The 23,383-nt window shown below is 43.6% G+C and carries 25 protein-coding genes and 2 pseudogenes; 23 read left to right on the top strand and 4 right to left on the bottom strand.

Annotated features, from left to right (window positions below; translation table 11 throughout):
* The first annotated feature begins 251 nt into the window (after positions 1 to 251).
* Together DESDE_RS11825 and DESDE_RS11820 are read left to right on the top strand one after the other, a co-directional pair.
* Positions 252 to 1,019: an Ltp family lipoprotein gene (locus tag DESDE_RS11825; RefSeq protein ID WP_083838584.1), complete on the top strand. Its 768-nt coding sequence runs from the start codon at positions 252 to 254 to the stop codon at positions 1,017 to 1,019.
* A 69-nt stretch (positions 1,020 to 1,088) separates the two neighbouring features.
* Positions 1,089 to 1,400 (top strand): HNH endonuclease, encoded by a 312-nt coding sequence (locus tag DESDE_RS11820; protein ID WP_014794249.1) that lies wholly within the window; start codon positions 1,089 to 1,091, stop codon positions 1,398 to 1,400.
* A gap of 330 nt (positions 1,401 to 1,730) precedes the next feature.
* Here the strand turns inward: DESDE_RS11820 and DESDE_RS22065 are convergent, their stop codons facing one another.
* Positions 1,731 to 1,880 carry a hypothetical protein gene (locus DESDE_RS22065; protein WP_014794248.1) on the bottom strand — a complete coding sequence of 50 codons (150 nt, stop codon included), beginning with the start codon at positions 1,878 to 1,880 and terminating at the stop codon, positions 1,731 to 1,733.
* 815 nt (positions 1,881 to 2,695) lie between these two features.
* On the opposite strand from DESDE_RS22065, the gene DESDE_RS11810 reads away from it, so the two are divergent.
* The 11 genes and pseudogenes from DESDE_RS11810 (at position 2,696) to DESDE_RS11765 (ending at position 9,440) form a co-directional block, all read left to right on the top strand.
* Positions 2,696 to 3,688 (top strand): hypothetical protein, encoded by a 993-nt coding sequence (locus DESDE_RS11810; RefSeq protein WP_014794246.1) that lies wholly within the window; start codon positions 2,696 to 2,698, stop codon positions 3,686 to 3,688.
* A gap of 72 nt (positions 3,689 to 3,760) precedes the next feature.
* Complete coding sequence (locus DESDE_RS11805; RefSeq protein ID WP_041917262.1) at positions 3,761 to 4,525, top strand: hypothetical protein; 765 nt, start codon at positions 3,761 to 3,763, stop codon at positions 4,523 to 4,525.
* Between the two features lie 5 nt (positions 4,526 to 4,530).
* Positions 4,531 to 4,875, top strand: a complete 345-nt coding sequence (locus DESDE_RS11800) for a hypothetical protein (RefSeq protein ID WP_019850597.1) — start codon at positions 4,531 to 4,533, stop codon at positions 4,873 to 4,875.
* On the top strand, positions 4,866 to 5,321 hold the full coding sequence (locus DESDE_RS11795; RefSeq protein ID WP_019850596.1) for a hypothetical protein: 456 nt from the start codon (positions 4,866 to 4,868) through the stop codon (positions 5,319 to 5,321). Before DESDE_RS11800 ends, DESDE_RS11795 begins: the two co-directional genes overlap by 10 nt.
* On the top strand, positions 5,314 to 5,748 hold the full coding sequence (locus tag DESDE_RS11790; RefSeq protein WP_014794244.1) for a hypothetical protein: 435 nt from the start codon (positions 5,314 to 5,316) through the stop codon (positions 5,746 to 5,748). Before DESDE_RS11795 ends, DESDE_RS11790 begins: the two co-directional genes overlap by 8 nt.
* The gene (locus DESDE_RS11785) at positions 5,745 to 6,089 is read left to right on the top strand and encodes a hypothetical protein (protein ID WP_014794243.1); all 345 of its coding nucleotides are present in this window, start codon (positions 5,745 to 5,747) and stop codon (positions 6,087 to 6,089) included. Before DESDE_RS11790 ends, DESDE_RS11785 begins: the two co-directional genes overlap by 4 nt.
* Positions 6,090 to 6,743: 654 nt before the next feature.
* A complete protein-coding gene (locus DESDE_RS21915; RefSeq protein WP_014794242.1) occupies positions 6,744 to 7,253 on the top strand; it encodes a hypothetical protein in 510 nt (169 codons plus the stop codon).
* Between the two features lie 163 nt (positions 7,254 to 7,416).
* Positions 7,417 to 7,992 (top strand): hypothetical protein, encoded by a 576-nt coding sequence (locus tag DESDE_RS11775; RefSeq protein WP_014794241.1) that lies wholly within the window; start codon positions 7,417 to 7,419, stop codon positions 7,990 to 7,992.
* A 177-nt stretch (positions 7,993 to 8,169) separates the two neighbouring features.
* The gene (locus DESDE_RS11770; RefSeq protein WP_014794240.1) at positions 8,170 to 8,475 is read left to right on the top strand and encodes a hypothetical protein; all 306 of its coding nucleotides are present in this window, start codon (positions 8,170 to 8,172) and stop codon (positions 8,473 to 8,475) included.
* A pseudogene (locus DESDE_RS21210) lies at positions 8,438 to 8,863 on the top strand (DinB/UmuC family translesion DNA polymerase); the annotation flags it as partial. The gene DESDE_RS11770 and the pseudogene DESDE_RS21210, both read left to right, overlap by 38 nt.
* A 403-nt stretch (positions 8,864 to 9,266) precedes the next feature.
* Positions 9,267 to 9,440 (top strand): aspartyl-phosphate phosphatase Spo0E family protein, encoded by a 174-nt coding sequence (locus tag DESDE_RS11765; RefSeq protein WP_014794239.1) that lies wholly within the window; start codon positions 9,267 to 9,269, stop codon positions 9,438 to 9,440.
* Positions 9,441 to 9,548: 108 nt separating this feature from the next.
* On the opposite strand, the gene DESDE_RS23010 is transcribed toward DESDE_RS11765, so the two are convergent.
* The 3 genes and pseudogenes from DESDE_RS23010 to DESDE_RS22785 all read right to left on the bottom strand — a co-directional run bounded on the left by DESDE_RS23010 (position 9,549) and on the right by DESDE_RS22785 (position 10,912).
* Entirely contained in the window at positions 9,549 to 9,845 is a 297-nt protein-coding gene (locus DESDE_RS23010; RefSeq protein ID WP_207636037.1) for an IS3 family transposase, read from the bottom strand.
* A pseudogene (locus DESDE_RS23005) lies at positions 9,778 to 10,023 on the bottom strand (DDE-type integrase/transposase/recombinase); the annotation flags it as partial. The pseudogene DESDE_RS23005 and the gene DESDE_RS23010, both read right to left, overlap by 68 nt.
* Positions 10,024 to 10,789: 766 nt before the next feature.
* Entirely contained in the window at positions 10,790 to 10,912 is a 123-nt protein-coding gene (locus DESDE_RS22785; RefSeq protein WP_014794238.1) for a hypothetical protein, read from the bottom strand.
* A gap of 457 nt (positions 10,913 to 11,369) precedes the next feature.
* Between DESDE_RS22785 and DESDE_RS11760 the strand changes: the two genes are divergently transcribed.
* The 10 genes from DESDE_RS11760 (at position 11,370) to DESDE_RS11710 (ending at position 23,382) form a co-directional block, all read left to right on the top strand.
* Positions 11,370 to 11,681: a YmaF family protein gene (locus tag DESDE_RS11760; protein WP_014794236.1), complete on the top strand. Its 312-nt coding sequence runs from the start codon at positions 11,370 to 11,372 to the stop codon at positions 11,679 to 11,681.
* 603 nt (positions 11,682 to 12,284) lie between these two features.
* The gene (locus tag DESDE_RS11750) at positions 12,285 to 12,530 is read left to right on the top strand and encodes a hypothetical protein (protein WP_014794235.1); all 246 of its coding nucleotides are present in this window, start codon (positions 12,285 to 12,287) and stop codon (positions 12,528 to 12,530) included.
* Between the two features lie 195 nt (positions 12,531 to 12,725).
* Positions 12,726 to 14,498: a sigma 54-interacting transcriptional regulator gene (locus DESDE_RS11745; protein WP_014794234.1), complete on the top strand. Its 1,773-nt coding sequence runs from the start codon at positions 12,726 to 12,728 to the stop codon at positions 14,496 to 14,498.
* A 269-nt stretch (positions 14,499 to 14,767) separates the two neighbouring features.
* A complete protein-coding gene (gene dpaL, locus DESDE_RS11740; RefSeq protein WP_083838561.1) occupies positions 14,768 to 15,988 on the top strand; it encodes a diaminopropionate ammonia-lyase in 1,221 nt (406 codons plus the stop codon).
* Between the two features lie 24 nt (positions 15,989 to 16,012).
* A complete protein-coding gene (locus DESDE_RS11735) occupies positions 16,013 to 16,381 on the top strand; it encodes a RidA family protein (protein WP_014794232.1) in 369 nt (122 codons plus the stop codon).
* Positions 16,382 to 16,406: 25 nt separating this feature from the next.
* Positions 16,407 to 17,597 (top strand): YgeY family selenium metabolism-linked hydrolase, encoded by a 1,191-nt coding sequence (locus DESDE_RS11730; protein WP_014794231.1) that lies wholly within the window; start codon positions 16,407 to 16,409, stop codon positions 17,595 to 17,597.
* 80 nt (positions 17,598 to 17,677) lie between these two features.
* Entirely contained in the window at positions 17,678 to 19,102 is a 1,425-nt protein-coding gene (hydA, locus tag DESDE_RS11725; protein WP_014794230.1) for a dihydropyrimidinase, read from the top strand.
* Between the two features lie 46 nt (positions 19,103 to 19,148).
* Entirely contained in the window at positions 19,149 to 20,555 is a 1,407-nt protein-coding gene (locus DESDE_RS11720) for a cytosine permease (RefSeq protein WP_014794229.1), read from the top strand.
* Between the two features lie 97 nt (positions 20,556 to 20,652).
* Entirely contained in the window at positions 20,653 to 22,254 is a 1,602-nt protein-coding gene (locus DESDE_RS11715; RefSeq protein WP_174270171.1) for an amidohydrolase family protein, read from the top strand.
* 294 nt (positions 22,255 to 22,548) lie between these two features.
* Positions 22,549 to 23,382: a PHP domain-containing protein gene (locus DESDE_RS11710; protein WP_014794227.1), complete on the top strand. Its 834-nt coding sequence runs from the start codon at positions 22,549 to 22,551 to the stop codon at positions 23,380 to 23,382.
* The last annotated feature ends 1 nt before the right edge of the window (position 23,383 follow it).

Raw genomic sequence — 23,383 nt, 5'->3', positions numbered from 1 at the left:
AAACAAAGATGTGTATACTTTTGAAGAAAAATATATTAATAAAATTATTAAATTTAAGGAAAAGAAATACAATAAATTGAAAGATAAGGCTTATTTTTTATAAAATATTTAAAACGTGTTTATTGGAGCCTCCGGGCTTTTTTTCGTTGTCATGAAAGACATGATTCGACAAAGATGATCTCAGTCGTGCTGTATAATCTTAGTCGGAGGTGTTTGGAAAATGAAAAGGAATATTATTGGCCGCATTATGCATGATTGCTTTGTTGACTGGATGTGGGAGTGATGACGCCGCAAAGGTAAAACAAGATAACTCAGTGCAGCAAAAGGAGACACAAAAAGAGGCACAAAAAGAGCCGACTCAAGATGAGCTAAATGAACAGCTAAAAAAGGAAGCAGTGCCAGCAAATTTTACAGAGATAGACAGCTATAGGATAGCTAAGGATACAAAGTTAACCGCAAAGGGCGAAGTAACCTCTATCGAAAAAGACGGTGCTTTAGGTGTATTCACGCTAACCACTACCGAAGGCGATGGGTATGGGATGTACTCAATAACCAATTTTTCTTCTGCTGAGGTATCAGAGGGCGACAACGTAGAGATATGGGGGGTATACAGTGACAAAAACAATGTGGGGATGCCTTCAATCACGGCTACGATCATAGAGAAAGCAGAAAGGAAAAAAGGCTTCCAAGAAGAAAATCCCGTTAAAAAACCAGAAAAACAGGTTACTGAAACTCTATCACAAAAAAACGCAGTGGCTATGGCTAATGATTATTTAGATTATACTGCATTCTCTAAAAGTGGGTTAATAGAACAACTAGAATATGAGGGCTTTAGCAATGAGGATGCCACTTATGCTGTAAATAAAATAAGTGTCGATTGGAAAGAGCAAGCGGTAAACATGGCTAATGATTATTTAGATTACACTTCTTTCTCTAGAAGCGGACTAATAGAGCAATTAGAATACGAAGGCTTTAGTAACGAAGATGCGGTTTATGCTGTAGATCAAATAGGGCTTTAATTAATTATACATAGCAAGTACATTCAGACATCCGAAAGGGTGTCTTTTTAAATACAAGGAGGTATAAAAATGTTAGCGGTATGTGATGGCGATAAGTTTTATAACAACAGGCCATGGCGACGAATGCGGAGAGATATCCTGCGTCGAGACAATATAGAGTGCCAGAAATGCAAGGCAGAGGGCAGAGTTGGCAAGGGCGAATCAGTGCATCACATTAAGCACTTAAGGGAGTTTCCCTTGCTGGCTTTGATAAATAGTAATCTGGTGACTTTATGTCTTGCTTGTCACAATGAGGAGCATCCGGAAAAAGTTTGCCGTCCGGTATGGGCTGATTGCATAGTGGCACAAAAATGGCACACTTTGACGCCTTATCCGTGGTAATATGATAGTGTGAAATATTTGAGAAGCGGACTGCACGGCAGGTGCCCATACAGATGGGAACTCGATGCTGGGTCCGCTTATATTTTCTCCTTCTCTTCTTTGGGGCTCAGCGTTCTGCTAAACGCGGGGCCCTTTTCCATTACCTTTCTTCATGGGAAATGTAACTATGTCCTCGTGAAATGCATAGATTGTATCAGGTCCGCTTGCAACCAGAAGCCTAAACGTATTACAGTTCCCTCTTTTTCATTTAAAGCGGCTAGGTGAAATATATACTAGCCGCCTATAACAACAAAAAGGCCAGGGCAATTCGCCTGGCCTTTTTTTATAGATTTAGAAGATTACGCCTAACGCAATAAGAATCAAGATTGCAATAGCGATAATTCCTACGCCGATAAAACTGCCAAATCCGCCGCCGCAAACTGGAGCGACAGGTTGAGGGCAACATGCTCCGCCCATTCCGCCGTAACCCATTCCGTACATGATATTTCCTCCTTCTAACTATTTGATTTAGTTAAGCTTAGAATACTATACCCATAGCAATAAGCAGAAGAATGATTACGACTACGATTGCAATTCCTGCACCTAAGTGTCCTTTTCCTGTTCCACAAGCAGCACCGTCAAGACCAAATGCCATTTGAATTTCCTCCTTTATCCGAAGATACTACAGTTTATGATTAGTCAGTAGAAATTGCCACAATATGGTAATAAACAAGGCGGTGATGCAGTTGTGCAGATGTAGATTATATGAGCTTGTGGAGCAAACGCAAAAGAGTATTGTGCGAACTGCCGCCGGTGGGACGGAAAGAAGTGCAAGAATGAAGCGTTGCTTTTATACGAGGAGCAAAGGGAGCATGGATGGGCTGATCGGATGATGCGGGGGAATAGGGGCATACATCTATAAAAAAGCCTAGGCATAAATACCTAGGCCAAAACAGTTATAGACTTTCAATGGGGCCGATTAGTATTACCAGCAAAGATACAAATATTTGTGGCAGCATTGCAAGAAAACCTAAGAAGCCAGAAAGCATATACTTCACCTCTTTATTTAGATTCCTGTAAGAATAAGAGGTGCTTTAATTTATACTATTCAGCATGTCCATGAGATGTTCATGGCGAGGGGTGCGGGGGGATAGGGGAATATATTTGGAATAGAAGGAATATCCTTCCTTTTTGTCGAAGTGGAGAAAAGAGGAGGTGATTTGATATTTGGCGGAGGGACTAAAGGGGAGATAGAAAAATAAGTATTGTGCTCCATAATTAGGATGTGTTACCATATGCAGTATGGAGGTGCATAAATGAAAAAATTCTTTTCCTTATTCTTACTCGTTCCTTTAGTCCTATTTCTTGCGGGGTGTGGTGGAGAAGGTGTAACGGCTAAAAAAGGTGAAACAGCAGAACAATCTGTAAAAAAGGCACTTAATGCCATTAAGGCCGCCGACACCGAAACAGCATCCAAGTACATTGATTATAATGAGCTTGTTAATGCGGGCAGTACAAAAAGCCTAGATACTGAAGACGAAAAGAAGTCGGAAGATATGTCCAAGATGATCTTTAAAAATATTGAATATAAGATTTTAGAGTCATCAGAAGAAGAAAAAACTGCTGTTGTCAAAACTGAAATTACTAATCTAGATATGAGCAACGTGATGGCTGGGTTTATCTCACAACTCCTTCCTCTTGCATTTAGTGGATTAGATGAAAAGCAACTAGATGAAAAGTCTTTTGAAATATTCACAAACCTCGTAAGTAGCGAAACCAAAACCATAACGAAAACAGTAGGCATTAATCTTTCTAAAGGCGAAGAAGGATGGAAAATTGTAGGGGATGACGTATTAGCTGACGCTCTAACAGGTGGGCTAGTTAGTTTTTCAGCCAACATGAATGGAAACAATGGAAGCAATGGAGATAGTGACATAGGTAAACTACAAGAGATGCGCAATTGGTTAATAGGAAAAGTTTGGAATGAAGGATTCGTTGATATCCAACACTACGTAGCAAGAGGAAAAAGCAGCACAGGACAGACGCTTGATATTGAATTCACCTTAGAACAACTTGATGCTACAATGAAGAAGAAGACAGATTATGATAGTTTTATCGGCGGATTGGCCGAGGAACAATACTCTCAAATAAAATCAATATGGGGAAGGTTATCCCCAGAGATAGATAGGCTATATGATCAAATTAAGGGTACTCCGCCTGTCGCAAATGATGCCAGTAATTCTTTCGATACAGGAAAGTTTGAACAGTATATGGACGCCTTTACTGATGCAGTAGATGATTTAAATTAAATTTAGTTGAACTATAAAAAGCACCTTCCTCGGGTGCTTTTTTCTTATGCCCTGGGGGAGGTGAGGAGTAAGATGGCCGGAAGTAATTTTATAGTCCGTGGCGGTGCGGATTTTAGCAGCATAACCAAGGCGCATAATAAAACACAAACGCAATTAACCAGTTTTCAGGATAAAATAAGCCGTTCTATGAAAGCAGTTGGCGCCGTTCTTGGCAGCCTGGCGGTTGGAAAACTTATAAAAGATTCCACGGCTATGGCAATGGGCGTTGAGAGCGCCGTGGGGAATATAAGCCGAAACATGGGCTCTGCTTCAATTACATTTAACACTTGGGCACAGACTCAATCCAAAGCTTGGGGGATGGCAAGGGCCGACGCGTATAAATACGGATCAACTTTTTCAAATCTACTTGCCAGCTTCTCGGGCAGTGCTCAGGAAACCGCTGATAACACCCAGGAACTAATGCAGGCTGCTGCTATCATAGCCAGTAAGACAGGCGGAAGCAACCAAGATACGGCGGAGAGAATTAGGTCCGGTATGTTGGGATCCACAGAGGCCATTGAAGACTTGGGCGTATACACCAATATTGCAATGATTGAAAGTACGGATGCTTTTAAAAAATTCGCTAACGGCAGATCATGGGCTCAACTCGATTTCCAAGTTCAGCAGCAGATTCGACTTGCGGCCATCCTGGAGCAAACGTACGCGCGCTATGGCGAAACCTTGGCAGACAATACGCAAACAAGGCAGGCGCGGTTTATCGCCAGCTTAAAAAATATCCAGAGCTTAATCTTGGGCGGGCTTTCCTGCCCATTTATAATGCGGTTCTGCCCGTACTAAATGCTTTGAGTAATAAACTCGAAGAGATAACCAGTAAACTAAAATATTTCACACAGGCCATTTTCGGCAAAGCCGTGGTGGGACCTGTAGCTCAAGTCGAGGATCAAGCGGCTGCTATCGCCGGAATTGGCGACGCGGCAGAGGCTACAGGGGATAGATCTGCCGCTGCAGCCAAAAAAGCAAAAGGAGCCTTGGCGGGGTTCGATGAGCTTAATACTCTTACACAATCCTCGGACTCCTCCGCCGGAAGTGGCGCTACCGCCGGAGCAGGTCCTTCAGAAGAAGTGCCTGCGGAGCTCGGGCAAGATGTCGCACGGTGGAACAGCTCTACAGTGCCACCTTGCCAGTAGGCACCCATGAGATTACCTTTGGTGAGACGGTGGCAAATCTAAGTATATCAGGTGCATCTATCCTGGCATCCAATGTCAACTATGCCAGGATATCCGTTGCTGTCGCTGGCGAAATCGTTGTTATGGGGAAAAAGTATACCGACAACAGAGTATCCTACGCCCGGCGCATGACAGAACTGCCTGCCGGAGAGAAAGAGAATCTGATCAGCGTCCAAGAGGCTACCCTGATCAGTCCTGCGGTGGCCCCGAACGTAGCAGAAAGGCTCTACCAATATTACCAGCGCCTAATTAAACAGACCATGCGTTTTGTACTTGATGCCGAAAGAGCAGGCTTAGCCTCCAGCGTCGAGACTTCACCCGGCACCTATAGGGACGCCATTATCGAAAGCCTGGATATCAATCTGTCCGGCGGCTATGTAACAAAGGCGGTGATTGAAGGTGAATGATCTAATTTACGATAGGACAGCGGCGGATGTTGTCTACGCCAAAGCCCATCCTGGCAGTGCGACGGCCTTAAAAGGCTGCTACAACGTCACTGATCTTAACCGGGTAGGTGAATGGTGCAAGACACTTGCGGACTTACTGAGAGCGCAGGGGTACAGGGTCACTGTTGCCCCCAAGACGGATTGGACGATGACCAACATGCCATCCCAAACGGCTCTTGCTCAGTACCTGACCACTGTCGCAACGTTAAAGGCCGCCTATATAGCCATGCCATCAACACCGGCCTTGCCGACCAGCATGAACAACCTGACGTTCAGCATGGCTAATGATATTGAAAAGAACCTAGCTGATATGCTGATGCTTTTGAAGTATATGGTAGCACAGATGCGGCCATGCGGGACTTTCTACTGCGGGGAGGGATCATTATGAAAGAAATTTTAGATAGAGTGCCGACACAAGCCAATAGATACCTTGTGACACCAGAAGGCGGCGGGACGCCTTTTTATGCAATCATTACACGGGCTGATGAACCAATAGAAGCAGGAACACCGGTAGGCAGGGCATTATTTATGGCGTTACAGGGTATGGAGGCAAGCACAATAGCCTTTAATCCTGACGGCTCAGTAACCCAAATTTTTGACACGGGCACGCTGACAATAACCTTTCCCAGCTCGACAACGATCATTGAGACGTTTGTCGGGGATAAGTACACCGTGACCAAAACAACAACCTTTAATGCGGATGGAAGTATAACGGAGGTGATCAGCTAATGGATGCTGCTGTATATAAAAAAGTTTAAGAGATAGGAGATAGTCTTAAAGCCGACACCACCATAGTTAAAGCGGATACAACTATACTAAAGTCGGACACAACGTCGCTCAAGAACAGTGTTGCTACTATACAATCAACAGCGGATGCTGATAGGCTTACAAGACTAGTCTTGACGCAATACGCGTCTAGCCCAACAGCTCCAGCTTCAGAAACAAATATTGTGAATGTAACAGGGAAAGGGTTTTTGTCTGAGGCTAGCCTTGGTCCTGCACCTTCTCCCGATGAAGGTCAAAGACCGAAGACAATTTTAAAGGTGTATATAGATGGCGTGTTGACTTGGGCTTGTAAGAATAATCCTGGGGGTAGTAATAACTACACCGCAGGTCTGTTCTCCAGAGTTACCTCTTACCAGGATAGCAGCGTTCAGACACCGCCAATAACTCTTACAGGATTCTCCAACTATACAAAACGAGGTTTATACCCAGCTCAATATCCTTTTACCGACCTAACTAATGGAGGGGCGAATTGTCTCGTACAACCTATAGCTTTTAAGTCCTCTCTTAGAGTTACAGTACAATCAGATATAGCCCTTGCCGTGGCAAGCCCTATATGGGTTGAGTATTCAAGATACGTGTAGATGGGAGTTGGTAATTATGATAATAATAGAGGACGGAATTGTGTACGAAGTCTCTGATGACGAATCAGTAAAAACTTATATAGACACGGAATATCATCTTAGGGCCCATCAAAGCACAGACTCCATTGAATTTAAGGTGGTGTCATACGAGGGTAATCACAACCCCGATTTTGAGGGAGAAGTAACCATATGCTTAAATAATCAACGCAATGCAGTTGCCTTTAGGCAAGGCATTGGGAGTATATCCTTTATGGGAGACGTATATGAATTATATTCCCAGAACATGTTGTCTGTAAGAGCAGATTTTATTGTTAAAAAACCAGAGGAATCCCCACCCTCCTCTCATGAAATGCAAGCTCAAACCCTGCTGAACACCGAATACCTCGATGCCTGGCCGAAATATCAAATTTATAAGGAGTGTATATTTATGATTTATAAACTTTGTAAGCAAGTCATTGAAAGCGGAAACTATGAGTACAGCTCTATGCTGAACAAATTGGATGTATATCTTGGCCAATCGGATTAAGCCGGAAGAATATACTGAGCTAAAAGGCTTGATGGATGCGCAGGCGAGTGCATAACAGGTCCGCAATTATTAAAGATAATTAAATACTGGTGATGGTTGCAATTTCCAGCATTTACATCAAGTGGTATGATATAGTAAAAGAGCACAAAGAAAGGGTGACGGGATGAAAAAAATCTTAATCTTGGTATTGCTTGTATGCATGACTCTGCTTCTCGGTTGCTCAGCGGATGTAAAGTCATCAAGTCAAAAACAAACAACTATAACTAGTAAGGTAGATAAGGAAACAGGAGAGAATTATTTTAATATCACCGCGGATGAACTTCACGCAATGATCGACGAAACACTGGTAGGGGCTAATTACGACAAATTAACAGGCGGAGAAGAGAAGATTGATAAAACGGGCGGTAAAGAAACGAAGCGCCGATCATACTATCCATTTGAACGTGAGGCCGGGGGTCTTTTATCTATATCTCAAAATACCAATGACGATGGAGTTACTAGAATCACTATAGTTGGGAATGCAGATTATCTCAAAGAAGAAGACTTTAAAAAAATGTACTTTTTGATGGGTGTTCTAATGGGCACAATTGATCCGGACAAGAGTGAAGAAATAACAGATGGGTTACGCCTGTTTGATAGTCCATATACGAATAGACTAGAAGGGGCCGAAGGAGCGAACGGAGATTATATCTATCAGGTAGATAACGGTAGTATTGTTTTTACTATTAAGCCATTATAAAAAGATAAACAACTGGCATATGAAAGCACTCTAAGCAGGGTGCTTTTTCTTATTGGGTGCGTTCTTGAAGATTTGTTTTTTTTATCCCCGAAACCCGCAGGAGGTGACGGGGAGTAGGGCGCTGGGGCAGTCACCCTTATGGAGACATGTCCATAACATATAAGAGAGGTGAGGCATTTGGATTTTACACTTATTACAGCCCTCATTGGAATTGTAGCAACCTTGTCTGGAATCATCTTAGGCTGGTCGGCAAAGGCAAAGGAGGCTAAGAACGAAGTGAGAAAAGATGCAGAGCTAGACACAGCCCTCCGCACCGACATGGAATACCTTAAGCGCGGAGTGGATGACATCCGGATAGAGCAGCGATCACAAGGTCAGCGCATGGATGCCATGGGCGAACGCCTTACTAGGGTCGAAGAGTCGTCTAAACAGGCTCACAAGCGTACTTGTAGAAACAGTGTCGGCAAGATTAAGGCAAGCTGAGTATTGCGCAAGGCTTGTTTCGGTTTCAATTCGAACGAATGAATTTGTTGGGGCCTCTCATCAGAGGAAATTTTACACTCCAACGGACTGTACCAACGACATTCATAAGGTTGCGTGTGAGCTATTCGACGAACTTTGGGCAGGGCAACCACTTAGGCACCTTGGAGTCAGAGTTTCGGAACTCTGTACAAACGATTTTATCCAGCTCAGCATCTTTGACCGAGACGTCACTAAACAGAGGGCAGCGGATCAGGCTATAGATAAGATTAGGGAACGCTTTGGCTCAGGATCGATAATTAGATCTTCATTTTTACACAGTGGCCTAAGCTATATGACTGGTGGGACCGTCCGGGACGAGGAATACCCAATGATGTCGAGTCTGTTATAATAAGCAAATGGTTTCTATAATAAGATGTAAAAAAGGAGAGCTTTACAGTTCTCCTTTTTAATGGGGCAAATTAGGTAGGGTTTTTGGTCCGCTTTCTTTGTTCCTCTAGAGTTTCCCCTAATCGTTCAACTTGTGGCTCATTTATCTCCGATTTTATTTCTTGAAATCGCTGATCCATTTCGGGAAATTTATTTGCTAATTCTTTCTTCTTGCTTTATCTTCGCTCAAAAGAAACCTCTCCTTTAAATAAAGTTAGCAACACTAAGAGTATTTCCCTAATTTCATTGAATGATGTTTGGGATTTTTTGTTGAATTAAAAACGCCCGGGGATGGTCCCCGAGGTTATTAGATCATAATATATTCTCAAAACATCCATACTAATCCCCGAAAGGGGAATAGTGTAATGACTAATTTTGATGAGATATTAAAGCAGATCGAACGATTGCGGGAGGATATGCATAGGCTGGCAGAGGAAAAAGAACTGACAGATCCTAGCGTAGTGGCGGCAAGTCAAATGCTCGATGCTGCGCTTAATGCGTATTATAAGTTCATTAAGGATAAGGTTAAGAATGAATGATGACCTCACTTTTACGGTGGGGATCTAAGAGAAAACCCCAGGGGATGTTGAACTGAACCCAGTTCTTTAGACACGTAAAAATAAGCCCTAGCGTAGAATATCAATAAATTATGCGGACTGACATCGTTTTTCATGCGGTGTCAGTCTTGTTTTGAGTTGAATCCGATCATAATTATAGAATTGGATATATTCATCGATCATGGCACGAGCTTCGTAATGTGTATTAGGTTTATTTCTATAAATGCATTCTGCTTTTAAAGTGCCGAAGAAAGTTTCTACACAAGCATTATCGAGACAATTTCCTCTTCTTGACATTGAAGGGGTAATCTCATACTCTTTAGTTAGGTTGAAGTACGCAGTGGAAGTGTATTGAAACCCCTTGGTCGCTGTGGAGTGCAAGTCCACCAGCGGCCGATTCTTTTTTTAACGCATTCTTGATTGTATTTGTTACTAGACCTATAGTCTGTTCAGATCCGGTTTCATAATGAACGACAAATCCATCGTAAAGATCTTTTATGACAGAAAGATAAAGAACTCCCTGTTGTTTTGTATGAATGTAGGAAATATCAGTAACCCATTTCTGATTTGGACAATCCGCAGTAAAAAGTTAGGTGATGATGCAGTTGTGCAGATGTAGATTATATGAGCCAATAGAGGCTGGGCATACATGACCAGCTCGAAGCGGGATACATCGACGCTCGGAGAGCATTTCGACTACGCCTGGTGCTTGTAACACTTTCTCGGACATGGCATATAATTATAGTGGGTTGCGGATATAGAGGTCGTTGGTTGTGGTATCGATGATTTTTGTATCTTTTTTATCGGTCAATTCCCGCAGAAGCAGAGGCCTGGTATGGTGAGCTAGGTTTTCTGCTTTTTTATATGGCTATGGGCTGTTTGTCACACATCCTTAGACATGAACATATAGTGGAGTGGGTGTTGCTGTGACGGCCATTGCTCAGACCTTTCTTCGGATGAGCAGAAACCCGGTCTATTGTTGGCCGGGCTTCTGCTTTTTCTAACTCTTTAGTTTAGCCTCCATTATGCACCACTGAGTTTCAAATATTGTCCATCCTGTACTGTGATATAGGATTCACACTTTTTTGCCTTCGTCTGTGTTTATATTGTTAATGAGCAAAGGTGTTCCTGCAAAAGGTGCCTTTCTTCATGGAAAAATGTCACCTTGTCCCCGTGAAATGCATAGATTATATCAGGTCCGGTTTGTCTTCCTTAATCCTAAACGTATTACTGATCCCTCTTTTCCACTTAAAACGGCTATCTATGCTTCACCTAGCCGCTTATGACAACAAAAAGGCCAGGGCAATTTGCCTGGCCTTTCTTTTATTGTTTTAAAAGATTACCCCAAGAGCAATCAGGATAAGAATCGCAATAGCAATGATCCCAACGCCGACAAAACCACCAAATCCGCCGCCGCCGCAGCCGCCCATTCCGAAAGAACCCATTCCGTACATGACATGACCTCCTTCCAACTTTTTAACTTAGTTAAGCTTAGAATACGATGCCCAAAGCAATGAGCAGAAGAATGATTACAGTTACAATTGCAATACCTTCACGTCTCTCACGACGTTCTTCACGAAGTTCACAGCCAACTCCATATGCCATCTGAATACCCTCCTTTACCTTAAGATAGTTTATAATATGCTTTGTCTATAAGACTTGCCACAATATGGCAATTGTAATTCGAGCAGTGATGCAGTTGTACAGGTTATATGATCTGATAGATGTGAAAGCTAAGGTAAACTGCATTAACTGTAGCTGGTGGAACTGGAAAAGGTGCAGGGATGAGGCAGATTTGCTGGCGCATGAGCAGAAGAAGTATGGGCCAGGCTTACTATTTTGAGGTGACTCATCCTAATGGTGTCAAAACCTTCCCTATAAAAATACTTTATAAAAAGGGGAGGTGTGAAAATGACTCAACAAACTAGCCCGGCTACTCATAATCACGGTAGCTCCACACATACATCTTGTGATCACGGCCATTCTCATCAATGTTTAGATATAACCGGGCCGGCCATTCCGACAGGTGAAAGTCACGTTCATCATTCTGAAAGTTATGTGCTATATGAGTACGGACATACTCATTATTACAAAGCTGTGTCAAGCACAGCCATTCCCATGGAATGCGGCGGGCATGTTCATTATTGGGATTTCTATACGACAGTGGATAACGGGCACAGACACCACATAAAAGGTTTTGATATGCCTGCACCTGGAATATGAAAATGAAGAAACCTTAAGAGCCAAGTGGCTCTTTTCATTTATGCGTGTAATTATAAGCCCCGGAGTATTATGATTAATGAATAATGTTAAAAATTACAGGAAGGATGACGAGTGTTAAAAATATAAAAAGGAAAATTTGAGCGATTGGATGTGCCCAATTAAATGTCATCCATTGTATAGTCCATCTCATGCTAAACATATTAGGTTTCGGAACGAATAAGTTTCCGTCATCTTCGTTATAGTAATAAAAATACATATTGTGTTGTCTTCTATGGTTCTCGATTTCTTCATTCGACCACTTCTTTTTAGGCAAGGCAGGCACTCCATTTTGTTGGATATGATACAATTATTATTGACTTATTTAATAGATCTTAGTGATAGGTTCTCATTGAGGAATAATCCCGGTGCTTGTCACGTTTATGGAAACATGGACATATAGGTGTAGTGGGGGACGAATTAGTCAGATCTTCTTTGGGATTGAAGCAGAACCCCGGTGTGTGGCAACACCGGGGTTCTGCCTTTTATTTCCACTTCTAATTTCCCCTTGGATAGCCTACAATAGAACATAAGTTCTGAATACGAACGTATATCCGGGGTGATTGTATGGAAGTTATCATGGATCCAGTTGAGATGATAGCTAAATTTAAGAATGGCAACCCTATTCCAGCAAGATTCAGGTATAAAGACCAGGTCATCGACGTGCAACAAATCCTTTCGACGAAGGAAGAAAAGCTCGCCGCGAACAGGATGAAAATCTACAGCTGTCGGAGTGAGATAGCAGGCAAAATGACCCGCTATGAATTAAAGTTTGAGCTGCAAACGTGCAAATGGTTTCTTTATAGGATGTGAAAGCCCCAGGGGATGTGGTGAGAGAAGGCTAATTAAGGGATAGACAGGTTGTGTTAGCTCTACATCTGCAGTATACTGCAAATGTGGAGCGATTTTGTTGTGGGAGAAGCTTCGCATGGATTCCCGACACTCAGCTGAACAAGCACTTAAATAAAGTTCAAACCATGAAATTATACTGGCGTCGGAGGGAATGAAATGGCAGGCGTTTTACTCGAAATCCAAGAGACTGTCAAGAAATATACAGAGATTATGGCAAAGATATCAAATGTGGACGTAGAGGTAGTGGATACTGAATTGTTTCGTGTAGCCGGTACCGGTATGTTTGCTGATCATATAAACGAGGATATGTCCGCAGAAGGATATGCTTATAGTCATGTTATAAAGGAGGGTCAGCTTCAAGTCATTTATTCTCCAGGTCAAGAATCGATCTGTAACAATTGCCCTAAGCGGGACAGCTGCGCCGAGGAAATTGAGATTGCTATGCCGATCAGGGCCAGTGATGAAATTATAGGTGTGATCGGATTGGTTGGTTCCAATGCGCAGCAGCGTAATGCGATCTTGGCGGATGAAGAAACATATCTTGGGCTGATTGAGCAGATCGCTAATTTTATTGCGGCCAAAGCAATCGAACAGATTGATCGCAAGGAAAAGGAGTCAATGCTGTCGGCCCTTGCCTTCGCCATTAATAATATGGAAGAGGGAGTTCTCATTGTCAGCCGCAAGCACACCGTCACCATGGCCAATCGGGCTGCTAAGCAGCAGCTGATGTTGAACACTCTCGATGGCATGCAAATTATGTTGTCCCCAACCGGGGATAAGCTTAATGGGAAGACAGAATATATGTTGAATGTTGGAACAAAGACATTTCGTATTCTTGGCCAAATTCATTCTCTGCTTAAAGCGGATGACTCTTATGCCGAGCTTCTTTCGTTTACCCCAACCCGCGATCTGAATAAAAAGTTATACGCCATGACTGCCGCGGTAAGTGAAGGTATCGTGGTAGGCGACAGCCAAGAAACGATAGCCCTTCGAGCTCAAATTGAAAAAATTGCGAACAGCACCTCGACAGTGCTTATTACCGGAGAAAGTGGCACCGGTAAGGAGGTTGTAGCCACCGCTATTTGGCGCGCTGGTGATCGCAAAGAACAACGGTTTGTAGCAGTGAATTGCGCGGCTATTCCTGAAAGCCTGCTGGAAGCTGAATTATTCGGCTATGTAAAAGGCGCTTTTACAGGAGCCGACCCCAACGGACGGGTAGGGAAATTTGAACTGGCCAATCAGGGTATAATCTTTCTGGATGAGATCGGTGATATGCCCCTGTATTTGCAGGCCAAGCTTCTAAGAGTTCTTCAGGAGCGTAAAATCACCCGTATTGGCTCCAATCACTTGATTTCCATAGATGTACGTGTAATTGCTGCCACGAATAAAGATATCCGGACTATGATTGCCAATGGTAAGTTCCGTGAAGATCTGTATTACAGATTAAATGTAATTCCTGTTAAGATTCTGCCCCTCCGCAGCCGTCTTGAGGATATTCCTGTTCTTGCCAATTTATTTGCACAACGATATGCGGTACGGCTCGGCAAGCCAAATCGTGAAATTTCGCCGGAAGCTATGCGTGCTTTGCTGAAGTATCCGTGGTATGGTAATGTTCGGGAGTTGGAAAACACTGTGGAATATATGGTGAATATGTGCAATGATCAGGATATCCTAGGATTAGAAACATTACCTAAGGATTTTTTGGTTGATGAACACACCGTCTTAATTCAACGGGATAGTGCATATAAAAAAGAAAAAAGATATGGGTTCGAGGAAAATGTAATACCCCTTCAGGAAGTTGAGCGCCGAGAAATAGCAAAAGCCCTGCGTCTTCACGGTATGAATACTCAAGGAAAAAAAGAGGCGGCGAAAAGTCTCGGTATTAGCCTTGCAACCTTATATCGTAAAATGGAGCAATTCTCAAATTGACAATTCTCTATTCTTATTTTGAGAAAATTATTAAAATGAGAACAAAAGAAACATCTATTTTTAATTGAGTCCGACGAATACGTTCAAGAAATATTAAGTAAAATGCAACATTTCTGATATGTTGCATTTTTTTTATTAATTATTCAAGACAACATAGAATTGGCACAAAAATTGCAACTATATTGTTGTGGTTAATATTTAGTTTCAAGTGGTTTTTGCCGAACTTATTTGAAATTAAGTATAAAGTTAGACTGACCCTAAGTGGTCATATGAAAGGAGGATCTCTGGTGAAAGAAGAGATTAAAATTGTTTCGTTTCAGCGTGATAAACAGGAGGTAAGCGATCTGACATTTTTGAATTTGGAGGAAGCTGAAAAGGTCCATAGCTTTCATGTCAGCTTTCCCATTTATCAAAAAACGCCGCTGAGAGAATTGAAAAACACGGCACAAGCCCTGGGACTTGGTACGGTCTATGTCAAGGATGAATCGTATCGTTTCGGACTCAATGCCTTCAAAGTTTTGGGGGGCAGCTATGCAATCGGCAACTATATTGCTTCAAAGCTGGGTACCGATATTCGGGATCTTCCTTACGAAAAGATGGTTTCGGAAGAAGTTCGCAGCAAGCTTGGTGAACTGACCTTTGTCACGGCGACTGATGGTAACCATGGTCGTGGTGTTGCCTGGACAGCGAACCAGCTTAAGCAGCACTCTGTAGTCTATATGCCGAAGGGGAGTGCGGCTGAACGGCTGGAGAATATCCGGGCTGAAGGTGCCGATGCATCCATCACTGAGCTGAATTATGATGAAGCCGTTCGTTTGGCTAACAGCAAAGCGGAAGAACATGGCTGGATCATGGTACAGGATACAGCCTGGCCGGGCTATGAAGATATTCCCCGCTGGATCATGCAGGGATACGGTACCTTAGGCTATGAGGTTTATGGTCAATTAAAGGAAAAACCAACCCACATCTTCCTGCAGGCCGGGGTCGGTTCTATGGCCGGAGCTGTCACGGGTTTCTTCGCATCACTGTATGGTGAAGAACGTCCGATCATCACCGTTATTGAGCCCGATAAGGCAGACTGCCTGTACCTTACTGCTCAGGCCGATGATGGGGAGCGGCATTTTGTCGCGGGAGAGATGAATACGATCATGGCTGGGCTCGCCTGTGGAGAGCCGTGCAGCATTGCCTGGGAAGTTTTGAAAAACTACGCAGATCACTTTATATCTTGCCCTGATTATGTCGCAGCAAAGGGAATGCGTATCCTTGGCAATCCAATTCAAGGAGACGAGAGAGTTATTTCGGGTGAAAGTGGTGCGGCCCCGTTTGGTTGTGTAGCAGAGATCATGACAAACCCGATGTATAAGGAGTTAAAAGATCAGCTTCAATTAAACGAAAACTCACGAGTTCTCTTCTTCAGTACCGAAGGAGATACTGATCAGGAAAATTATCAGGCAATTGTCTGGGATGGAAAATATCCCAGCTGCAAGTAATCAACGATAAAAGGGGACTTTATAATGAAGGAAATCAGAACATCAAAAGCACCAGGTGCTATCGGGCCCTATTCCCAAGGATTTATTAGTGGTGATCTTGTCTATACTTCCGGGCAGATTCCTGTAGATCCTGTTTCCGGTGACATTGTGGATGGCATTGCCGGACAAGCGGAACAAAGCTGTAAAAACGTGGGAGCGATTTTAGACGCTGCTGGTTCAGGCTTGGAAAAGGTCATAAAAACCACCTGTTTTTTGACGGACATGAATGATTTTGCAGTCTTTAACGAGGTATATGCTCGCTATTTTGTTTCAAAACCCGCCCGCAGCTGCGTGGCAGTGAAAACTCTACCGAAAGGCGTTCTTTGCGAGATTGAAGCGATTGCAGAATTATAGGGTGATAAGGAGGAAATAAGATCTTATGTTAAATTCGGAAAGACAAAGGAAAGTCACGGAGCTGTGTAGTGATCTGATACGGGCAAAGTCCATGTCAGGAGAAGAGCAAGATGTTGTCAGGATTATGGAAGAGTTTTTCCGTCTGCATCAATTCGACACTATAGAAACGGATAAATATGGAAACGTCATTGGCTGCATTAAGGGGAACAGACCCGGCAAAAAAATCCTGTATGAGGGGCACATGGATGAGGTACCCGTCGCTGATCCAAACGTTTGGACTCATGATCCTTTTGGTGCAGAAATTGAGAACGGCCGTATTTATGGCCGGGGGGCTACAGATATGAAAGGTGGTTTATCTGCCGCATGCTGTGCAGCAGCCTTTTTCGCAGAAGACACTAACCGCGATTTTGCCGGTGAAATATATGTGGCGGGAAGCTGTCACGAAGAGTGCTTTGAAGGTGTTGGCGCCCGCTCTATCAGTGAATTAGTTCAACCTGACATTGTGGTTATTTGTGAGCCCTCCCATCTGGATCTGCGGATTGGGCAGAGAGGTCGTGCAGAAATTGTTGTGGAAACCTTTGGCCGCCCCGCCCACTCTTCCAATCCTGAAAAAGGTGTCAACGCTGTTTATAAGATGATGCAAATCATAGAGGGAATCAAAGGATTGCCGGTCAAGAATCATCCAGTGCTTGGCAAAGGAATTTTAGAGTTAACGGATATAAAGTCATCCCCCTATCCTGGAGCGTCGGTAGTACCTCAATACTGCCGGGCTACCTATGATCGCCGCACTCTTGTCGATGAAACGAAAGAAAGCGTGCTGGCCCCTATCCAAGACCTTATTAGGAAGCTACAGGAAAATGACCCTGAGTTGGAAGCAAAAGTTTCCTATGCGTGGGGTTCCGAAAAATGTTATACAGGAGCAGTAATCGAAGGAGAACGATTCTTCCCCGCCTGGTTGTATAACGAGCATGATGATTTTGTGCAGGCTGCTTATCAGGAATTGCAAAAAAACAATTTCAGTTCGCAAATTTCTACTTGGCAATTTTGCACTAATGGAAGTCATTATGCAGGTGAAGCAAAGATTCGTACCATCGGTTTAGGTCCCTCATGGGAACATCTGGCCCATATTACAGACGAGTATATCGAGCTTGAACAGTTGTATGGTGCTGTCAGTGCTTATATGTCTATCAGTAAGGGCTTGCTTGAAATGAGATAAATGCATTTTGCCGTAATCTTTTATACGGTTTGAAAAAGTGCCTATAAACCAAAGTCATCGAAAAGAGAAGGGAGAAAATTATGTACGATCTTATTATTAAGAACGGAACCGTTGTTTCCCCGTCATCCAGCACAATTTGTGATGTGGCCATAAAAGATGACAAAATTGTCGGTCTTGGATTTTATGAAGCCGCTGAAGGAATTCGAACCATTGATGCGACAGGCAAGTATGTTATGCCCGGCGTTATCGAAGCACACATGCACTGTATGGCCCCTTTCCAAGGATGTTTAGGTGCCAATACCTTCTATCAACAGAGTATCAGCGGAGCTTTCGGCGGGGTAACTATGTTTATGGATTTTGCCAATGTTTTTCCAGAAAAATCCGTTTTTGAAGCAGTAAAAGAACGCAGGGAGGAGATGGAGGAATCCGCTATAGACTTTAGTGTCCACGGAAAGTTTGTCAAGTCTCCTCCCGAACTGGTGGAAGAAATTCCCCAACTGACAGAGTATGGCGTACCGACCTTTAAAATGTTTATGACATACAAAAAGGAAGGAGTCATGATTGATGAGGAGACCATGATTAAAGTCTTTGAAAAAGCAAAGGAAGTGGGCGGTCTGCCCATGCTCCACTGTGAGGACAATACCATGGCGGAAGATGCCATCGAAAAAGTAAGAAAAATCGGCGATCTGAGTTGGGTTAACTTCTCGAAGACTAAACCTCAGAAGTGCGAAGCAGCAGCCTTTGAACGGGCATGCAGACTTGCGGAGTATGTCGATTGCCCCGTTATGGTGGTCCATACAACCCATAAAGAAGCGTTGGATGTTGCCCGCCGTGCCCATGAATCAGGATTTCCCATCTATGTGGAAACCGGTCCTCACTATCTTACCTTGTTCGATGATAATTATGAAAAGGAAGAGGGGTATTTATACCTATGCTCTCCCCCGCTGCGCACACCCAAAGACGCAGAAGACTTATGGCAAGGACTACAGGATGGTACAATATCCGTCACCGGCTCTGACGACTGCACTTTTGACACGAATGAAAAAGCAGCCTTTCTTGAAAAAGACGAAAACGGTAACTATATTCAGGACTTCACCAAGGTGGTCAATGGCATGTCCGGGTTAGAGGTTCGCTTGCCGATTCTTCTTTCTGAGGGAGCAGGGAAAGGACGCCTGACGATCAACCAGGTTTGCGCCCTGACCAGCACCAATGTTGCCAAGATCTATGGCTGCTACCCACAAAAGGGTATCATCGCCCCTGGATCCGATGCGGATCTCGTTATTGTGGATATGGATAAGGAGGTGACTCTATCTAAGGATATTCTTCACAACAATATCAGTTATTGCTTGCATGAAGGTTTCAAGGTAAAGGGTTACCCTATTATGACGATCGCCCGGGGCAAGGTCATCGTAGAAAGCGGTGAGTTTAAAGGAGAAAAGGGTGCCGGTCAGTTTATTAAACGAAAAATTAATGCTCAATACCTGGAAAAATTCGGTCTGGACTAAATCATAGCAAATCGTCATTAATACAATTTTATGGAGGGAATAGTGTATGAATTCTCCAAACCGCTCGGCTTCTTTAAGAAGCCCTGAATTAATGCCAGCAGGTAAGTCTGAAAGAACAATGTCATTAGCGGACTACTTTATTCTTTGGGCAGGTATGACGATTAATGTCGTAGCTTTCTCCCTTGGTGCACAGTATTATAACAATGGCGACGGTCTCAGTGCTTGGACAATGGTTTTTGTCATTCTTATCGGTTATGGTATAGTAACTGCCCTAACGGCACTGATTGGGGATATCGGGACCCTTTATGGCGTTCCTTTTGCGGTGTACGCCCGTGCGCCCTTTGGTTACAAGGGTTCATCTATTGCCGGTCTGCTGCGTGCAATTCCGGCTCTGTATTGGTTCGGTTTTCAAACTTGGGTTGGTGCGGCTGCGTTAAACTATATTATGGAAATCCTTTTCGGCTTCAGCAATTTAACCTTAATGATTATTGCCTTTGCCGTGTTCCAGGTGGTTAATGCTATGTACGGACTAAAGGCGATGGCGAAATTTGACTGGATCGCCATTCCGGCACTGGCCATTCTCTTTGTTGCCATTGCCATCGCCATCGGAAATGCCTACGGTGTCACTGTTACCGATATTATGGCGACAACGGGTAGAGGTAACATGTCGGTTATTTATGCTATTTCCGGTATTGCAGGGGGCTGGATTACCATGGCCCTGAATGGTTCCGACTTGGCTCGCCAAATCGAGCATGTACCCGACTATGAGAAAAAGGGTTTACTGGCTCGTAATAAGCGTGCTTTAATCGGTCAGTTTTTCGGTCTGATGGTGATCGGCGTAATTTGCATGCTGATTGGTATGGCAGCAGGAATCACGACGGGTGAATGGGATTTGAACGCAATCTGTGTGAAGCTCTTTAACAGCAATTTCGGCTTGATTTTGGCGTTAATCGCTGTGGTATTTGCTCAATGGTCTACAAACACTGTCGGTAATCTTATGCCCCCTTCCTATGTTCTCATCAGTATTTTTCCCAAGCTTAACTTTAAAATGGCGTCAATTATTTGCGGCGTGATTGCAGTAGGTATGCAACCGTGGAAAATTCAAAACTCCGGTACTTTCCTTGTGGATATGCAGGTCTATATCTCGACAATGCTTGGGCCTGTGATGGGAATTTTGCTGGCTGACTATTTCATCATCAGAAAATGCAAGCTCAATGTTCAGGATTTATACACTGCTGGCGGACAGTATCAGTATAATAACGGATTCAACATGAGTGCAGTCGTTGCTCTGGTAGCCGGTTTCGGACTGAGCTTCATCAGCAGCACCTATGCGTTCTTCATCGGTTTGCTTGTGGCTCCGGTTATCTATGTAGTCCTTATGAAGAATTTTACGATGAAAAAACATGATCAAAAAATCGGGCAAATTATCGAATTTAATGAAGATATTCAATAATTGATGGCATCGCCTTGATTAGCAAAGAACCCGGTTGGGGCTGCGACTGAGGTCTTCTGATCTTAAGTCCGGCCCCTATATCCTAATACACAGTGAAATGGAGGGTTTGACTATGAAAACATTGCTGAAAAATGGTTTTATTGTTGATGGCAGTGCTGCCCCCGGCTATTATGGTGATCTCCTTATCGAAAATGACAAGATTGTGAGTGTCGGAAAGCTTGGCGATGTTGAGGCCGATAGGGTCATCGACGCAGAAGGACATGTGATCGCTCCAGGCTTCATTGATACTCATAGTCATTCAGATATACAGATTCTGACCGATCCGGAAGTTTTGCCGAAGGTTATGCAGGGTATCACAACGGAGGTCTTGGGACAGGACGGTATTTCCTTGGTTCCGCTGCCTCAACAATATATTCAGCCCTGGCGTAAGAATCTTGCCGGATTGGACGGAGACAGTGATGATATCCATTGGGAAGACTTGGCTACAACCGAAGATTATCTGCGGGCCATTGAAGAGGCAAAACCTGGCCTTAATGCGTGCTATCTGGTACCCCACGGAAATATCCGTATGGAGGCTATGGGGTTGGATAATAGAGAACCAACCGAAGAAGAAATTCAAAAGATGAAAGAGATTACCCGCCGCGAAATGGAATCCGGTGCTTTAGGAGTTTCCACCGGCTTGATTTATATGCCCTGTGCTTATTCCGGGATGAACGAGGTCGTTGAGATATGCAAAGAGGCTGCTGAATATGATGGAGTATTTGTCGTTCATCAGCGCAGTGAAGCGGATGATATCATAAACTCAATGAAGGAAGTTATCGAAATCGGTAGACAAAGCGGCATTAAGGTTCACTGGTCTCATTTTAAAGTTTGCGGAAAGCCTAACTGGAGCAAGATCGATCGCCAGGTTGAACTCCTCAAGGAAGCAAAGGCTGAAGGCATCTATGTATCATTTGACCAGTACCCTTATGTTGCTGGCAGCACCATGCTAGGGGTCATCCTTCCTCCTTGGGCTCATGACGGCGGTACAGACAAGCTTCTAAAGCGGTTGGAAGATCCGGAATTGCGCATTAAGATGATCTATGATATTGAACATGGCATTCCCGGATGGGATAACTTTGTTGATTTTGCAGGCCTTGACGGGATCTATGTAACCAGTGTTAAAAATAAGAAGAACGAAGATGTCATTGGTCTGAATCTTATCCAGATTGGAGAGCTTCGCGGCAAGGATCCCTACCATGCTGTATTTGATCTTCTTTACGAGGAAGAAAATGCTGTTGGCATGTATGATTATTATGGGAAAGAAGAGCATGTTATCCGTTTCATGACTATGCCTGAGCAGAATGTCTGCACTGATGGCTTGCTGGGCGGCAAACCCCATCCCCGCGTCTACGGGTCGTTCCCCCGTGTGTTGGGTAAATATGTCCGCGAACAAAAGGCACTCTCACTGGAAGAAGCTGTCCGTAAGATGACCGGTAAGCCTGCGGAGGTCTTTGGACTGAAGGAGAGAGGCTTGCTGAAGGAAGGTTATTTTGCAGATATCTGCATCTTTAATCGAGACACGATTATCGATAAGGGCGATTTCACGAATCCTGCCCAGTATCCGGAAGGAATTGACTACGTTTTGATCAACGGCCAGATCGTTATCAATCATGGCAAGCATACCGGATTCCGTGTCGGTCGCGTGCTGAAGAGATGAAATTTCTGGTAAAATAGTGCGTAATATTCACCCATGAACCGACACACAATGATATAAGGGCTGGACAGAAATGAAAGAGGAGATGGGGCTTCTATCTAGAGAGACTCATCTCCTCTTTTTGCTGCGCGCCACGCATAAAAAACTCAGATATCCTGACTTAGAGGAAATATTTTCATAGGTGATGTCATCACCAAGTTATTAATGCGTTATAATAAATCATAAGAATTGAATGTCAGGATTGTTCAGGATAATTATTTTGATATCTATTGAGCAGCATAGGGGGTGAATCTAAAAATGACGATCGATTTACACATTCATACTTTAGAGTCGGACGGTTCTCTTTCAGTTGCTGCAATCATCCAGGAAGCTGTCAAGCAGGGTGTTCGTATATTGGCTTTGACTGATCATGAGACCACCAACGGCGTTCAGGAAGCCATGGAGTTAGGGCAAAAGCATAATGTGAATATTATTCCAGGGGTCGAGTTGATCACAGCCTTTAAAGGTAAGGAAGTTCATTTACTGGGGTATTTTCCCTTTGAGGCTGTCATCCATTCCGATCTCCAATCACGACTAAAGGAACTTCGACAGCAGCGAACCTATTTGGCCTATGAGATGGTCAAGAGGTTGCAGAACGATGGATTCACCTTGAAATGGGCGGAGGTGGAGAAAATCGCTAATCCTGAAGGTGCAGTAAGCAAAGGTCATATTATGCGGGCTCTTCATGAACACGAAAACGGTACTATCCAATGGCCCACTATAGCAAAACTCTTCCAGCCGTATGGAATTGCCTATTTACCTTTTTTAGAACATCCTTTTGAAGAAGCCGTTGATTTGATCTATGAATGCGGTGGTGTCCCCGTACTGGCTCATCCCGGGTTGTTGCGAGATGATCGTATGGTGACTGAGCTCTTATCCTACCGCCCTATGGGTTTGGAAGTCTATTATGGCTATTGGGAGCAGAGGGAAGCATTGATTCAAAACTATAAGAATATAGCCCAGGAAAAAGCAATACTGACCACTGGAGGCAGTGATTTCCATGGTTTATTCGGACCGGTTAAACTTGGAGAAATTGATGTTCCGGAACAATGTAGTATTGAACTTCAGCGTTTCCTTAATCTTGACTTTTAGG

Source organism: Desulfitobacterium dehalogenans ATCC 51507, from assembly GCF_000243155.2.
GTDB lineage: Bacteria > Bacillota > Desulfitobacteriia > Desulfitobacteriales > Desulfitobacteriaceae > Desulfitobacterium > Desulfitobacterium dehalogenans.
This window is presented reverse-complemented; position numbering and strand designations above follow the sequence as displayed.

Coding starts and splice junctions, on each gene's coding strand:
- DESDE_RS11825 (WP_083838584.1), top strand. CDS start 252: ATGATTGCTTTGTTGACTGGATGTGGGAGTGATGACGCCGCAAAGGTA.
- DESDE_RS11820 (WP_014794249.1), top strand. CDS start 1,089: ATGTTAGCGGTATGTGATGGCGATAAGTTTTATAACAACAGGCCATGG.
- DESDE_RS22065 (WP_014794248.1), bottom strand. CDS start 1,880: ATGTACGGAATGGGTTACGGCGGAATGGGCGGAGCATGTTGCCCTCAA.
- DESDE_RS11810 (WP_014794246.1), top strand. CDS start 2,696: ATGAAAAAATTCTTTTCCTTATTCTTACTCGTTCCTTTAGTCCTATTT.
- DESDE_RS11805 (WP_041917262.1), top strand. CDS start 3,761: ATGGCCGGAAGTAATTTTATAGTCCGTGGCGGTGCGGATTTTAGCAGC.
- DESDE_RS11785 (WP_014794243.1), top strand. CDS start 5,745: ATGAAAGAAATTTTAGATAGAGTGCCGACACAAGCCAATAGATACCTT.
- DESDE_RS21915 (WP_014794242.1), top strand. CDS start 6,744: ATGATAATAATAGAGGACGGAATTGTGTACGAAGTCTCTGATGACGAA.
- DESDE_RS11775 (WP_014794241.1), top strand. CDS start 7,417: ATGAAAAAAATCTTAATCTTGGTATTGCTTGTATGCATGACTCTGCTT.
- DESDE_RS11765 (WP_014794239.1), top strand. CDS start 9,267: ATGACTAATTTTGATGAGATATTAAAGCAGATCGAACGATTGCGGGAG.
- DESDE_RS22785 (WP_014794238.1), bottom strand. CDS start 10,912: ATGTACGGAATGGGTTCTTTCGGAATGGGCGGCTGCGGCGGCGGCGGA.
- DESDE_RS11760 (WP_014794236.1), top strand. CDS start 11,370: ATGACTCAACAAACTAGCCCGGCTACTCATAATCACGGTAGCTCCACA.
- DESDE_RS11750 (WP_014794235.1), top strand. CDS start 12,285: ATGGAAGTTATCATGGATCCAGTTGAGATGATAGCTAAATTTAAGAAT.
- DESDE_RS11745 (WP_014794234.1), top strand. CDS start 12,726: ATGGCAGGCGTTTTACTCGAAATCCAAGAGACTGTCAAGAAATATACA.
- dpaL (WP_083838561.1), top strand. CDS start 14,768: ATGAAAGGAGGATCTCTGGTGAAAGAAGAGATTAAAATTGTTTCGTTT.
- DESDE_RS11735 (WP_014794232.1), top strand. CDS start 16,013: ATGAAGGAAATCAGAACATCAAAAGCACCAGGTGCTATCGGGCCCTAT.
- DESDE_RS11730 (WP_014794231.1), top strand. CDS start 16,407: ATGTTAAATTCGGAAAGACAAAGGAAAGTCACGGAGCTGTGTAGTGAT.
- hydA (WP_014794230.1), top strand. CDS start 17,678: ATGTACGATCTTATTATTAAGAACGGAACCGTTGTTTCCCCGTCATCC.
- DESDE_RS11720 (WP_014794229.1), top strand. CDS start 19,149: ATGAATTCTCCAAACCGCTCGGCTTCTTTAAGAAGCCCTGAATTAATG.
- DESDE_RS11715 (WP_174270171.1), top strand. CDS start 20,653: ATGGAGGGTTTGACTATGAAAACATTGCTGAAAAATGGTTTTATTGTT.
- DESDE_RS11710 (WP_014794227.1), top strand. CDS start 22,549: ATGACGATCGATTTACACATTCATACTTTAGAGTCGGACGGTTCTCTT.